Genomic DNA, 12,802 nt, shown 5'->3' with positions numbered 1-12,802 from the left:
CACCCTGCCGCGTTCCGGCGGAGCGACGCCAGGGTGCGATCCGCGTGACATCCTCTATCGATAGTTGTCACCATCTATCTGGAGGAGACGGCACATGCGATCTCGGTTGCTCTCCATCGCGTCCGCGCTGGCGCTCGTCACGAGTGGCTCGGCGCTGGCGTTGCTGCCCGCCAGCCCGGCCAGTGCCCACTGCAGCGGGCACGGCACCCACCCGGATCTGTACAGCGGGGGTGCCATCTCGTTCGGGAACGGGACCAACATCCGGGCCTATCCGCACATCGACTGCGGCAGTCGCGGGCTCGGCTACCCGAGTCAGGGGATCGACGTCCACTGCGCCACCTACACCAACGCGCTCTGGATCTACCTCCGTAACACCACCACCGGAGTCAACGGGTGGTCCCGGTTGGACGCCCTCAGTGTCTCGGAGCCAACCACCATCGCCGACTGCTCGAACACCGTCGCGGCGCACCGGCTGGCCTGACTGTGAGGCTGGACGGGTCGGCCCGTACGTGATGGGTTGATGGCTGGCAGCAGTGGACGTGACCCATGCCCTGACTGGCTTGTGTGCCTTTGAGGCGACTTGTCCGTCTGCTGCTGCCGGCGCCGGCCCGGCGGGAGACGTTTGGCCTGATCAGGAGCTTGACCGCCAGTTAGCGGCTGGCGTGTCGCCCACGGCCGGCGTTCGTCGCAGCCGGCGAGGTGCCGGGAAATGGGTGGCGGCGGGTGGGGTAGGGAAGCAGGATCGGGGCGTGATCGAGACGTACCCGGTGCTGAGCCCTCCCGTTGCCGCGGCCACCGCCGTGCGGCGACAGCGGACGGTGCCCGGCCGCGCCTCGACCCGCCGCCGGCCGTCGTGACCGGCGCGTTCCTGGCCGGTCTGGTCGCCGGCTACGGCGTCGCCGTTCCGGTCGGTGCGATCGCGATCCTCATCCTCGGGCTCAGCGCCCGCACGTCGTTCCGGGTCGGCGCCGCCGCCGCGCTCGGAGTGGCCGCCGCGGACGGGCTCTACGCCGCCGTGGCGGCCCTCGGCGGGGCCGCGGTCGCCGGCCTGGTCGCCCCGGTCGCCGGGCCGCTGCGGCTGGCCGCCGCCGTCGTGCTGCTCGCCCTCGCCGGCCACGGCGCCTGGCGTGCCCTACGCCCCCGCACCGCGACCGGGACGACCGGTGCCCGTCGAGGCCTGGACACCCCGCCCCGGGCGTTCGCCGGCGTGCTCGCGCTGACCCTGCTGAACCCCGCGACGGTGGTGTACTTCGCGGCGCTCGTGCTGGGCCGGGCCGACGCCGCCGACCCGGATCCACGGGCCGCCGCGCTCTTCGTGCTCGGCGCGTTCGTCGCCTCGGCGAGCTGGCAACTGCTCATCGCCGGCGGTGGCACCCTGGTCGGCCGGGCACTCGCCGGGACGCGCGGGCGGCTGGTGACCGCGCTGCTCTCCAGCGCGATCATCGCCGCGCTGGCCGTCGCGATGCTGCTGCCCGACTGAGCCGCCGGCGGCCCGGTGCCGTAGGTTCGGGCGCATGAGCAGCCGACCCGCAGCCGGGGGTGGCCGTTGGGTCGAGGTCGGCCCCGGCCGGGTCGCCCGCTGGGTCGAGGGCTTCGCCGACCGGCACGGCGTGCCCACCACCACCATTCAGGCGTACGGGCTGCTGCTCGCCGCCCCGGACGGCGCGACCGCCGAGCTGCACACCCCGCCCGGCGCGCCGGCCGCCCCGGACGTGCCCGGTTTCGTGGCCGCCGCGGCCACGCCCCGCCGGATCGGCCTGCTGCTGGCCCGCAAGGGCGCGGTGGCGGTGGGCGTCGCGGCGGGCGAGGAGCTGACGGTGTCGAAGGTGGACACCCGGTACGTGCAGGGCCGCACCGCCGCCGGGGGGTGGTCCCAGCAGCGCTTCGCCCGGCGGCGCGACAACCAGGCGAAGGCGGCGCTGGGCGACGCGACCGAGTTGGCCGTACGGCTGCTGTTGCCGGAGGCGTCGTCCCTGAGCGCGCTGGTCTGCGGCGGCGACCGGCGGGCGGTGGACACCGTGCTGGCGGACCGGCGGCTCGCCCCGCTGGCCGCGCTGCGCGCGGAGCGGCTGCTGGACGTGCCCGAGCCCCGGCACGCCGTGCTGGTCGGCGCGATCGTGGCGGCCCGCGCGGTCCGGATCCTGGTCCGCGATCCCGTCAACTGAACCGGGGCCCCGCTTGCCGCCGTGGCGACGCGGGACCCCGTTGCGGGGCGGGTGACGGGCTCACAGCGCCCCGCTGAAGGTGTCGCACGACTTCGGGTCACCGGTGGAGTAACCGCGGGTGAACCACTGCCTGCGCTGCTCGGAGGAGCCGTGGGTGAACTCGTCGGGGTTCACCGGCCGGTTCGCCCGCTCGGAGATGGCGTCGTCGCCGATCTTCTCGGCGCTGTCGACGGCCTGCTGGATGTCCTGCTCGCTGATGCTGGTGAAGATCTTCTGGCCGCTGGAGTCGGCGGTGCCGGTGGCGTTCTTCGCCCAGGCGCCGGCGTAGCAGTCGGCCTGGAGTTCCAGCTTGACCGAGAGCGCGTTGGCGCTGTCCGGGTCGCGCTGCTGCTGGCGACGCATCTGGGCCTCGGTGCCGAGCAGGTCCTGCACGTGGTGGCCGTACTCGTGGGCGAGCACGTACGGCTGGGCGAATTCGCCGGAGGCCCCGAGCTGCTGGGCGAGCACCCGGTAGAAGGTGAGGTCGATGTAGACCAGGTCGTCGGCGGGGCAGTAGAACGGGCCGACGCCGGAGTCGGCCTGCCCGCAGGCGGTGTTGACGCCCTGGCTGAAGAAGACCGTCCGGGACGGCCGGTACTGCTCGCCGAACGCCTCGGGCAGGGCCTTCTGCCAGTACGCCTGGATGGAGTTGACGTAGAGCGCGTTGCGGCAGTCGAGCTGCTGGAGCGCGTCGTCGGCCGAGCACTTCTGCTCCAGCGACGTGTTGTCGCCCTGCGGGTCCCCGCCGCCGTTGGTGGCGGCGTTCAGGCCGAAGCCGCCACCGACGAGGGCGACCAGCACGGCGATGACGAGGCCGACGATGCCGCCCCGGCCGCCGCCGATCGGGATCGGGATGCCGCCCAGCCCGCCGCCCCCGCCGGATCCTCGCCGGTCGTCCACCTGGCTGGTGTCGATCCGCGCGTTCTCGTTCAGCTCCATGTCTACCCCGATCACCGTTTTGATCCGTTTTGGTGGTTGCGGTACCGGACCGGGTCCGGACGGCGTTTCGGTACCCGATGATCTTGGTCGGTAATCCGGCGGGGCGGTCGGGCGACGCCCGGTACACTTGCCACGTGCTGCTCTGCGAAGGCTGAACCGCCCCGCGCCGACGGGCCTCGTGCCCGCCGGCGCTTTCGCGTGCCCTGAGTCAGCCCTTCCAGACCCCGAGAGCGAGTCCTCCGACATGATCACTGCCACCGGCCTGGAGCTTCGTGCCGGCGCCCGGATCCTGCTGTCCGACACCACGCTGCGGGTGCAGCCGGGTGACCGGATCGGCCTGGTCGGCCGCAACGGCGCCGGCAAGACCACCACGCTCAAGGTGCTCGCCGGCGAGGGGCAGCCCTACGCCGGCCAGATCGAGCGGCGCAGCGCCATCGGCTACCTCCCGCAGGACCCGCGGACCGGCGACCTGGAGGTCACCGGCCGCGACCGGGTGCTCTCCGCCCGAGGCCTGGACGTGCTGATGGCCCAGATGAAGGAGATCGAGGCCAAGCTCGCCGACGGCGCCGACGACCGGCTGGTCCGCCGCTACGGCGCGCTGGAGGACCAGTTCGCCTCCCTCGGCGGGTACGCCGCCGAGGCCGAGGCCGCCCGGATCTGCGCCAACCTCGGGCTGCCGGACCGGGCGCTCGCCCAGACCATCGGCACCCTCTCCGGCGGCCAGCGCCGCCGCATCGAGTTGGCCCGGATCCTGTTCCGGGACGCCGGCGAGAACGGCGGCGGCATCCTGCTGCTCGACGAGCCGACCAACCACCTCGACGCCGACTCGATCACCTGGCTGCGCAACTTCCTCGCCAACCACAAGGGCGGCCTGATCGTGATCTCCCACGACGGCTCGCTGCTGGAGTCGGTGGTCAACAAGGTCTGGTTCCTCGACGCCACCCGCTCGGTGGTCGACGTCTACAACCTCGGCTGGAAGGCGTACCTGGAGGCCCGCGAGACCGACGAGCGGCGCCGCCGCCGGGAGCGGGCCAACGCCGAGAAGAAGGCCGGCGCGCTGATGGCGCAGGCCGACAAGATGCGGGCCAAGGCCACCAAGACCGTCGCCGCGCAGAACATGGCCCGGCGGGCCGAGAAGCTGATCGCCGGCCTGGAGGAGGTACGCGTCGCCGACAAGGTGGCGAAGGTCCGCTTCCCGAGCCCGGCCCCGTGCGGCAAGACCCCGCTCACCGCGACCGGCCTGTCGAAGTCGTACGGCTCGCTGGAGATCTTCACCGACGTGAACGTGGCGGTGGACCGGGGCTCCCGGGTGGCCATCCTCGGCCTCAACGGCGCCGGCAAGACCACCCTGCTGCGGATGCTCGGCGGCCTGCTGGAGCCGGACACCGGCGAGGTGCACGCCGGCCACGGCCTGCGGCTCGGCTACTACGCGCAGGAGCACGAGACGCTCGACGTGGACCGCACGGTCCTGGAGCACATGCGCAGCGCCGCCATCGAGCAGACCGACACCGACCTGCGGAAGATCCTCGGCGCGTTCCTGTTCTCCGGCGACGACGTGGACAAGCCGGCCGGGGTGCTCTCCGGCGGCGAGAAGACCCGGCTGGCGCTGGCCACCCTGGTCTGCTCCGGGGCGAACGTGCTGCTGCTCGACGAGCCGACGAACAACCTCGACCCGGTCAGCCGGGAGCAGGTGCTCGACGCCATCGCCCGCTACCCGGGCGCGATCGTGCTGGTCACCCACGACCCTGGCGCGGTCATGGCGCTCAAGCCGGACCGCGCCATCCTGCTCCCCGACGGCGACGAGGACGCCTGGAGCGACGACCTGCTCGAACTCGTCGAGCTGGCCTGACCCACCGCCCGACGCCGGCCCACGGCGTCGATCATGAAGTTGTTGTCGCGACACGCCGGGCCTAGCGCAACAACTTCATGATCAACGCGGCTCGCGGCTCGCGGCTCGCGGCTCGCGGCTCGCGGCTCGCGGCTCGCGGCGAGGGGGGGGTCAGCGCAGGAGGGTTAGGAGGTGGGGGAGGACGTTCGAGGTGGCCAGGATGACCACGCCGATGGCGATGAACACGGCCGGGACGAGCCAGTGGCCGGCTCGTTCGACCACACCGGTCACCCGCGGGTGGCCGCCCAGCCAGGCGCCCGCCGCGCACCACAGCGCGACGAGCACCACGAAGACCAGCAGGAATACCGCGCTGTCGGCCGGCCCGAGGGCGCGGAACACCGGCACGTAGACGGCGATGTTGTCCGCGCCGTTGGCGATCGTCACCCCGGCCACCCCGAGCGTGGAGCCCACCACCGCCGGGGCCTCGTCGGCTTCCCGGTCGAGCAGCGCGCGCACGCCGAGGGCGATCGGCAGCAGCCCGAGCAGCCCGGTCCACGGATCGGGCACCACCAGCAGCCCGGCCGCGACCACCGCGCTGGCCAGCGCCAGCGCGCCGATGCCCAGGTACTGCCCGGCCACGATCTGCCAGGTGCGGGGGCGGCCGGTGCTGCGGGCGGCGACGAAGAACAGCGTCAGGACGACGATGTCGTCGATGTCGGTGGCGGCGAAGACCACCGCCGCGCCAGCGGCCGTGTCGAGGAGGTCCGTCACGTCAGGCAGGGTACGGAGCGCCCGTCGCCGCCGCGCGGGCGCGGGGCGTCGACCCCGGCCCCGTCGGGAGTATCACTCTATCGGGAAGATGACAACGCATAGCGTGTCGGTTGGCGAAGAGTTGATATCTGGCGCATGATCGTTCGAGGCGGTCTAATAGGTGGGACCGTATCCGAACCGCACAGTCTGGGACGTGAGGACACAGCATGGCAGCCACTGGCACAGCCACCAGCACTGAGAAGGGTCGCCGGATCGTCGGAGCCGAGCGTCAGACGCTCGCCAAGGACCTGGTAAAGCGGTACACCTCGGGTGAGAGCATCCGCGCGCTCGCGGCCTCGACCGGCCGTTCCTACGGGTTCATCCACCGGGTGCTCACCGAGTCCGGGGTGCAGCTGCGGCAGCGCGGCGGCGCCCGGCGCCGCAAGAAGGCGTGACCCGCCCCCCAACGTCGTCCACCAGCACCGCGCCCCGGATCGTCCGGTGACCGCCGAGGCGACCGGGGTTCGGCTGGAATGCGAAGGGCCGGTCGCGACGGTCACGTTGTGTCGGCCCGACGTGCTCAACGCCCAGACCCCGGCGATGTGGCGCGCGATGAGCGACTTCGCGCGCGACCTGCCCGGCGACGTCCGCGTCGTGGTCGTGCGTGGCGAGGGGCGGGCGTTCTCCGCCGGCCTCGACCTGACGGTGGCCGGCGCCTCCGGGCCGGGCTCGTTCGCCGAGCTCGCCACCCTGCCCGAGCAGGAGTGTGCGGACCGCATCGCGGAGTTGCAGGGCGGCTTCACCTGGTTGCACCGGCCCGACATCGTCTCCGTCGCCGCCGTGCAGGGCCACGCGATCGGCGCCGGCTTCCAGCTGGCGCTCGCCTGTGACCTGCGGGTGCTCGCCGAGGACGCGAAGTTCTCCATGGCCGAGGTGACGCTCGGCCTGGTGCCGGATCTCGCCGGCACCAAGCGCCTGGTCGACCTCGTCGGCTACTCCCGCGCGCTGGAGATCTGCGCCACCGGCCGGCGGATGGACGCCGCCGAGGCGGACCGGATCGGTCTGGCCACCCTGGTCGTGCCGAACGCCGCCCTCGACGCCGCGGTGCGCGATCTGACGGCGGGTCTGCTGGCCAACAACCGGGACGCGGTGGTGGAGATCAAGGCGCTGCTGGCCGGGGCTGCCGGCCGGTCCGCCGGCGAGCAGCAGCGGGCCGAGCGCGAGGCGCAGACGCGTCGGCTGCGCGATCTCGCCGGGCGGGGAGAATAGTAAGGACCGTTCGGGAAGATCCGGGTTACGACCGAGGTTGTCAGAGGCGTCGGGAGAATCGACCTGACGGTGCGGTCGACCCGACGACCCGGAGGTGAACGTGTCCAACCCGATGTCCGGTGGCGGCATGGCCGGTTGGAGCATGCTCCGGTCGATGCGCAGCCGCGACGAGATCTCCACGCACCGGCTCAAGCGCGGCGTGGCCCGCCGGATCGTGGCCTTCGCGCGGCCCTACCGCCGCGACATCGTCGTCTTCCTGGTGACCGTGGTGCTGGCCGCGATCATCGGGGTCGCCACCCCGGTGCTCGCCGGCGACGTGATCGACGCGATCAGCCGGGGCGGCTCGGGGGCCGGCAACCTGGTGGTGCGGCTGGCCCTGGTCATCGCCGCGCTCGCCGTGGCCGACGCGCTGCTCTCCCTGGCCCAGCGGTGGTATTCGGCCCGCATCGGCGAGGGCATCATCCTCGACCTGCGCACCCGGGTCTACGACCACGTCCAGCGGATGCCGCTGCAGTTCTTCACCCGCACCCAGACCGGCGCTCTGGTCAGCCGGCTCAACAACGACGTGCTCGGCGCCCAGCGGGCGTTCACGTCGACGCTGTCCGGCGTGGTCAGCAACGTCATCCAGCTGGTGCTCACCGCCGCCGTGATGTTCACCCTCTCCTGGCAGATCACGGCGCTGTCGCTGGTGCTGCTGCCGGTCTTCATCATCCCGGCCCGCCGGGTCGGCAAGCGGCTCGCCGAGATCACCCGGGAGTCCTACAACCTCGACGCGAAGATGAACGCGACGATGACCGAGCGCTTCGGCGTCTCGGGGGCGCTGCTGGTGAAGCTCTTCGGGCGGCCCGAGGTGGAGGCGCGCCGGTTCGCCGGGCGGGCCGAGCGGGTCCGCGACATCGGCATCCAGTCCGCGATGTACTCGCGGACGTTCTTCGTCGCGATGCTGCTGGTCGCCTCGCTGGCCCAGGCGCTCACCTACGGCCTCGGCGGCTGGCTCGCGGTCACCGGCAACGTCAGCGCCGGCACCGTGGTCACCCTCGCGTTGCTGCTCACCCGCCTCTACGGCCCGCTGACCGCGCTGTCCAACGTCCGGGTGGACGTGATGAGCGCGCTGGTCTCCTTCGACCGGGTCTTCGAGGTGCTCGACCTGAAGCCGGCCATCGAGGAGAAGCCCGACGCCGTCGCGGTGCCCCGGGGCAGCGGCCGGGTCGAGTTCCGCGACGTGCGGTTCCGCTACCCCAGCGCCGCGGAGATCTCGCTGGCCTCGCTGGAGGAGGTCGCCGCGCTGGACCGTACGGTCAACGAGCCGGTGCTCAAGGGCGTCTCGTTCGCCGTCGAGCCGGGGCAGATGGTGGCGCTGGTCGGGCCCTCCGGCGCCGGCAAGTCGACGCTGTCCATGCTGATCTCCCGGGTCTACGACGTCACCGATGGGCAGGTGCTGGTCGGCGGGGTCGACGTCCGCGACGCCACCTTCGACTCGCTGCGCGACGAGATCGGCGTGGTCACCCAGGATTCGCACCTGTTCCACGAGACCATCGCCGACAACCTGCGCTACGCCAAGCCGGACGCCACCGACGACGAGATCTGGGCGGCGCTGGCCGGCGCGCAGGTCGCCGACCTGGTGCGGTCCCTGCCGGACGGGCTGGACACCACCGTCGGCGAGCGCGGCTACCGCTTCTCGGGCGGCGAGAAGCAGCGCATCGCCATCGCCCGGCTGCTGCTCAAGGCCCCGTCGATCGTGATCCTCGACGAGGCGACCGCGCACCTCGACTCGGAGAGTGAGGCGGCGGTGCAGCGGGCGCTGTCGGTGGCGCTGACCGGGCGTACGGCGCTCGTGATCGCGCACCGGCTCTCCACCGTCCGCGACGCCGACCAGATCCTGGTCCTCGACGACGGTCGGATCGTCGAGCGGGGCCGGCACGAGGAGTTGGTCGCCGTGGGCGGCCTCTATGCCGAGCTCTACCGCACCCAGTTCGCGGTCGCCGACTCGCCCACCCCGTACGTGGACGCGACCGGCCCCGAGCCGGTGAGTCTGCCGCTGCGGTCCTACGTCGCCGACGAGGCGATGCCGCCGGCCGCGGCCAACTGACGCCTCAGCCGGTGGCGACGACCGCCGCCCGCAGCTCGCCGAACGCCGCGCCGAGGGTCTCGGGAGTGAAGTGCGCGTTCAGGCCGCTGGGGTTGGGCAGCACCCAGAGCCGGGCGCCGGCGAGCGGCTCCGGCTGCGGGCCGAACGCGGCCTTCGGCCGGGCGAACCCGATCCGGTAAGCGGTCACCCCGACCACGGCGACCCACCGGGGGCGGTACCGCTCGACCTTGCCGGTGAGGATCTCCGCCCCCTCGACCAGCTCGGCGGCGGTCAGCTCGTCGGCCCGGGCGCTGGCCCGCGCGACCATGTTGGTGATGCCCAGCCCGAGGCCGGGCAACTCGTCCTGCTCGGCGGGGTGCAGCAGCCGGGGCGTGAAGCCGCCCCGGTGCAGCGCCGGCCAGAACCGGTTGCCGGGCCGCGCGAAGTGCCACCCGGTCGCGGCCGACCACAGGCCCGGGTTGATCCCGACGAAGAGCACGTCCAGCCCGGGTGCGACGAGATCGGGGATCGTGCGGTCCACCGCCGCGGCGAGCTCCTCCCGCGTGGGTCGCGGATACCGGTGCGCGGCGTCCCCGGGGCCGGGTGTCGGTTCGGGGCGGCCACCCCGTCCGGTGCCCCCGGGCCCCGACCGGTCCGCCGGGCGACGGGACCACTACAGGCTCCGCAGCGCGCCACCGTCGACCGGCACGGTGACCCCGGTGAGGTAGCTCGCGGCGGGGGAGAGCACGAACGCGGCCACCCGGCCGAACTCCGCCGGCGCGCCGATGCGGCGCAGCGGGATGCCCGCCTCGGCCTCCGCGCGGGCCCGCTCGGGGTCGCCCGTGGCGGCGAACAGCTCGACGTTGCGGTCGGTCATGATCCGCCCGGGCAGCAGGCCGACCATCCGTACGCCCCGGGGCCCGTACTCGTCGGCGACGTCCTTGGCCATCCCGACCAGGCCGGGCCGCAGGCCGTTGGAGATGCCCAGGCCGGGCACCGGCGAACGTGCCGAGGTCGACAGGACCAGCCCGATCGCGCCGCCGTCGCCCTCGCCCAGGGCAGCGGCGACCGTACGCACCGTGCGGACGGTGCCCAGGAAGACCGTCTCGAAGGACCGGCGCCACTGCTCGTCGGTGACCGACGCGGCGCTGCCCGGCGGCGGCCCGCCCACCGAGACCAGCGCCCCGTCGAGGCGCCCGAAGTGCTCGCGGGCCGCCCCCACCAGCCGCTCCGGTGTCTCCGGGTCGGTCAGGTCGGCGGTCAGCCCGACGGCCCGGTCCGGCCCGCCGAGGCGCTGCGCGGCGGCGGCCACCGCGTCGGCGTCCCGGGCGGAGAGCACCACGCGGGCGCCGTCGGCGACGAGGCACTCCGCGGTCGCGTAGCCCAGGCCGCGGGAGGCACCGGTCAGTACGTACACCCGATCGGTCAGTCCGAGATCCATACCGTCGATCCTGCCGTACCCGGGCGGATGCGCCAGCCGGGGGCGGTGGGTCGAGTCAGCGGCGCGCGCGGCGCAGCAGGCGTACCCGACCGGCGAGCTGGACCGCGACGGCGCCGCCGGCGCGCCCCCACCCCGGCAGGCGGCGGGGCCGCGGCGGCCCGTGCCCGTCGTAGCGGTCGGTGGCCTCCCGGGCGGCCAGCTCCTCCGCGCCCAGCGGCGGCAGCGAGCCCCGGTCGCGCAGGTCGCGGGCAAGGTCCCAGCCGTCGCGCAGGGAGCCGGCGGTCGGCCGCCCCGCCGCCCACCGGGCGAAGGTCGCCGGCCAGTCCGTGCCGAGGCCGGCGGCGAGCAGCGGCCAGTGCCGGGCCACGTCCCCGGCCCGCTTGCGCAGCAGCGCGGCCCGGGCGGCGGCGAGCGCGGCCGGGTCGAAGCCGGATGGGGGCGGGCCGCCGGCCACCAGCGCCGCCACCAGTTCCGCCTGCCGGGCGGCCAGGTCGCCGTTCACGTCACCGCCGGGAAGCCGGAGGCGGCGGCGAGGGCGTCCAGCTCGGCGCGCAGCGTGGCCGCGGGCGGGTAGTGCCCGTCGCGTTCCAGCAGCAGCGCCGGCGGCCGGTGCCGGGCGCACAGCTCGCGCAGCAGGTCGAGCACCGCGGCTGGAACCGGGTCGGTGTGGGTGTCGTGGTAGAAGCCGCCGTGGTCGGCGCCGCCCGCCAAGTGCAGGTAGGCGATCCGGTCCAACGGCAGCCGGTCGAGCAGCGCGACCGGGTCGCCGCCCCGGTTGCGGGCGTTGGCGTACACGTTGGCGACGTCGAGCAGCAGGAACGCGCCGGTGCGGTCCAGGATCTCGGTCAGGAAGTCGGCCTCGTCGAGCTCGTCGTCGGGCCAGTCGAACAGGGCGGCGATCGGCTCCAGCGCGATCGGCGCCGGCAGCTCGGCCTGCGCGCGGGCGACGTTGGCGCAGACCGCGTCGACCGCCTCCCGGCTGCGCGGCAGCGGCAGCAGGTGGCCGGCCTCGACGCCGCCGGCCCGGACGAACGCGATGTGCTCGCTGACCAGTGGCGCCTCGACCAGTTCCGCCACCGCGGCCAGGTGGGCGACCCGGGCCGGGTCGACCGGCTCCGCGCCGCCGAGGGAGAGCCGCACGCCGTGCGGCACGACGGTCACGCCGCGTTCGCGCAGCTCGGCGAGCCCGGCGGGCAGCGGCCCGGTCGCGGTGACGCCCTCCGCGACCACCTCCACGAAGCGCAGCCCGGGCAGGTCGGCGACGAAACCGGCGATCTCCGGTCGCCAGCCGATGCCCACCCCGCGCGGGCCGGTCATCCGCCGCACCCGCCTCCGCAACCGCCCCCGCAGCCGCCCCCGCCGCCCCCGCCGCCGCCGCACGAGCTGCCGCCACCACAGCCGGAGGAGCCGCCACCACCGCTCGCCGCCTGCCGCTGGATCTCGGCCTGCTCGGCGAAGCCGGGGTCCATCGCCCACAGTGACGCGGTGCCGAACAACGCCACCCCCATCGCGGCGCCCGCCGCGCCGTAGGTGGCGTAGGCGGGGGTGGACGCGGGCGCGAGGTAGGTGTGCTGCTGTCGCAGGCCGCGCAGCTCGCGGGTGGCGGCGCGGGTCCGCCGGGGCACCCGGTGCAGCAGGACGGCCACCACGATCAGCGGGATCTGGCTCAGCACGAGCCAACCCACCGGGCGGTCGTTCGACAGGCCCGCGAAGATCCGGAACACGCCGACCGCCAGCAGGAGGGTGAGCAGGAACGCCCACTGGCGCAGCGCCGCCCGGCGCGCCTGCGTGAGCGCGAGCCCGCGCTGCTCCAGGCTGGTCCGGAGCTGGTCGAGCGCCCGGCGTACCCACTCGTCGCGGTGCAGCGCGCGGGTGGTCGCGTTCCGGCCGGCCGCGAGGTGGATCGCCTGGTCCAGCGGCGTGGTCCCGGCCGGCAGCGGGCCGCCGGTGGTCAGCCGCCGGTCCGGCCGTACGCCGATCGCCCCGCTGCTCCGCAGCCCGCCGAGCGAGGCCCAGATCGCCAGCTGCTCCCCACCGTTGAGGTAGGCGACCTGTTGCGGGCCGAGCTGGCCGACGTCGCCGGCCGGCGGGCCGGCGAGGACGCGGACACGGTGGACGATGGCGCCGACGACGACCACGGCGGCGGCGAGGAGGTAGACCCGGAGGAAGACGGGCCCGGGAATGCCCCAGGTGTCACCCGGTGCGGCGAGGACAGACATCTGCTGCTCCTGTCGTGCGAGGGGATCGCGGCCTCATTGTGGAGCAGTCCCGCCAGGGCGGACCGACCGCGAGGGGCGAGTTAC

The 12,802-nt window shown here is 74.1% G+C and carries 14 protein-coding genes; 7 read left to right on the top strand and 7 right to left on the bottom strand.

Going from position 1 to position 12,802, the window contains the following annotated elements; all coding sequences use genetic code 11:
• The first annotated feature begins 94 nt into the window (after positions 1–94).
• The 3 genes from ACGF5G_RS29950 to ACGF5G_RS29940 all read left to right on the top strand — a co-directional run bounded on the left by ACGF5G_RS29950 (position 95) and on the right by ACGF5G_RS29940 (position 2,165).
• Positions 95–481: a hypothetical protein gene (locus ACGF5G_RS29950; protein WP_393268874.1), complete on the top strand. Its 387-nt coding sequence runs from the start codon at positions 95–97 to the stop codon at positions 479–481.
• A gap of 372 nt (positions 482–853) precedes the next feature.
• On the top strand, positions 854–1,480 hold the full coding sequence (locus ACGF5G_RS29945; protein ID WP_393268872.1) for a LysE family transporter: 627 nt from the start codon (positions 854–856) through the stop codon (positions 1,478–1,480).
• 34 nt (positions 1,481–1,514) lie between these two features.
• On the top strand, positions 1,515–2,165 hold the full coding sequence (locus ACGF5G_RS29940; protein ID WP_393268869.1) for an acVLRF1 family peptidyl-tRNA hydrolase: 651 nt from the start codon (positions 1,515–1,517) through the stop codon (positions 2,163–2,165).
• A 60-nt stretch (positions 2,166–2,225) separates the two neighbouring features.
• Here the strand turns inward: ACGF5G_RS29940 and ACGF5G_RS29935 are convergent, their stop codons facing one another.
• The gene (locus ACGF5G_RS29935) at positions 2,226–3,143 is read right to left on the bottom strand and encodes a neutral zinc metallopeptidase (RefSeq protein WP_393269048.1); all 918 of its coding nucleotides are present in this window, start codon (positions 3,141–3,143) and stop codon (positions 2,226–2,228) included.
• Between the two features lie 244 nt (positions 3,144–3,387).
• Between ACGF5G_RS29935 and ACGF5G_RS29930 the strand changes: the two genes are divergently transcribed.
• The gene (locus ACGF5G_RS29930) at positions 3,388–4,992 is read left to right on the top strand and encodes an ABC-F family ATP-binding cassette domain-containing protein (RefSeq protein WP_393268868.1); all 1,605 of its coding nucleotides are present in this window, start codon (positions 3,388–3,390) and stop codon (positions 4,990–4,992) included.
• A gap of 150 nt (positions 4,993–5,142) precedes the next feature.
• Here ACGF5G_RS29930 and ACGF5G_RS29925 read toward each other — a convergent pair whose 3' ends face one another.
• Positions 5,143–5,742, bottom strand: coding sequence for a cadmium resistance transporter (locus ACGF5G_RS29925; protein WP_393268866.1), 600 nt, complete (start codon positions 5,740–5,742; stop codon positions 5,143–5,145).
• 206 nt (positions 5,743–5,948) lie between these two features.
• Between ACGF5G_RS29925 and ACGF5G_RS29920 the strand changes: the two genes are divergently transcribed.
• From ACGF5G_RS29920 to ACGF5G_RS29910, 3 genes are all read left to right on the top strand, one after another.
• Positions 5,949–6,176 (top strand): helix-turn-helix domain-containing protein, encoded by a 228-nt coding sequence (locus tag ACGF5G_RS29920; RefSeq protein WP_007462679.1) that lies wholly within the window; start codon positions 5,949–5,951, stop codon positions 6,174–6,176.
• Between the two features lie 46 nt (positions 6,177–6,222).
• Positions 6,223–6,990, top strand: coding sequence for an enoyl-CoA hydratase/isomerase family protein (locus ACGF5G_RS29915; RefSeq protein ID WP_393268863.1), 768 nt, complete (start codon positions 6,223–6,225; stop codon positions 6,988–6,990).
• Between the two features lie 112 nt (positions 6,991–7,102).
• A complete protein-coding gene (locus ACGF5G_RS29910) occupies positions 7,103–9,079 on the top strand; it encodes an ABC transporter ATP-binding protein (protein WP_393269046.1) in 1,977 nt (658 codons plus the stop codon).
• 4 nt (positions 9,080–9,083) lie between these two features.
• On the opposite strand, the gene mug is transcribed toward ACGF5G_RS29910, so the two are convergent.
• The 5 genes from mug to ACGF5G_RS29885 all read right to left on the bottom strand — a co-directional run bounded on the left by mug (position 9,084) and on the right by ACGF5G_RS29885 (position 12,718).
• Entirely contained in the window at positions 9,084–9,599 is a 516-nt protein-coding gene (gene mug, locus ACGF5G_RS29905; protein WP_393268860.1) for a G/U mismatch-specific DNA glycosylase, read from the bottom strand.
• A 132-nt stretch (positions 9,600–9,731) separates the two neighbouring features.
• Positions 9,732–10,499, bottom strand: coding sequence for an SDR family oxidoreductase (locus ACGF5G_RS29900; protein ID WP_393268859.1), 768 nt, complete (start codon positions 10,497–10,499; stop codon positions 9,732–9,734).
• Positions 10,500–10,554: 55 nt separating this feature from the next.
• Complete coding sequence (locus ACGF5G_RS29895; RefSeq protein ID WP_393268856.1) at positions 10,555–11,001, bottom strand: hypothetical protein; 447 nt, start codon at positions 10,999–11,001, stop codon at positions 10,555–10,557.
• Positions 10,998–11,816, bottom strand: coding sequence for a DUF692 domain-containing protein (locus tag ACGF5G_RS29890; RefSeq protein WP_393268855.1), 819 nt, complete (start codon positions 11,814–11,816; stop codon positions 10,998–11,000). The genes ACGF5G_RS29895 and ACGF5G_RS29890 overlap by 4 nt, the downstream gene beginning before the upstream one ends.
• Complete coding sequence (locus ACGF5G_RS29885; RefSeq protein WP_393268853.1) at positions 11,813–12,718, bottom strand: TIGR04222 domain-containing membrane protein; 906 nt, start codon at positions 12,716–12,718, stop codon at positions 11,813–11,815. The genes ACGF5G_RS29890 and ACGF5G_RS29885 overlap by 4 nt, the downstream gene beginning before the upstream one ends.
• Positions 12,719–12,802 lie beyond the last annotated feature (84 nt).

Origin of the sequence: Micromonospora sp. NPDC047730 (assembly GCF_043204765.1) — a bacterium.
In the GTDB taxonomy this organism is placed as follows: domain Bacteria; phylum Actinomycetota; class Actinomycetes; order Mycobacteriales; family Micromonosporaceae; genus Micromonospora.
This window is presented reverse-complemented; position numbering and strand designations above follow the sequence as displayed.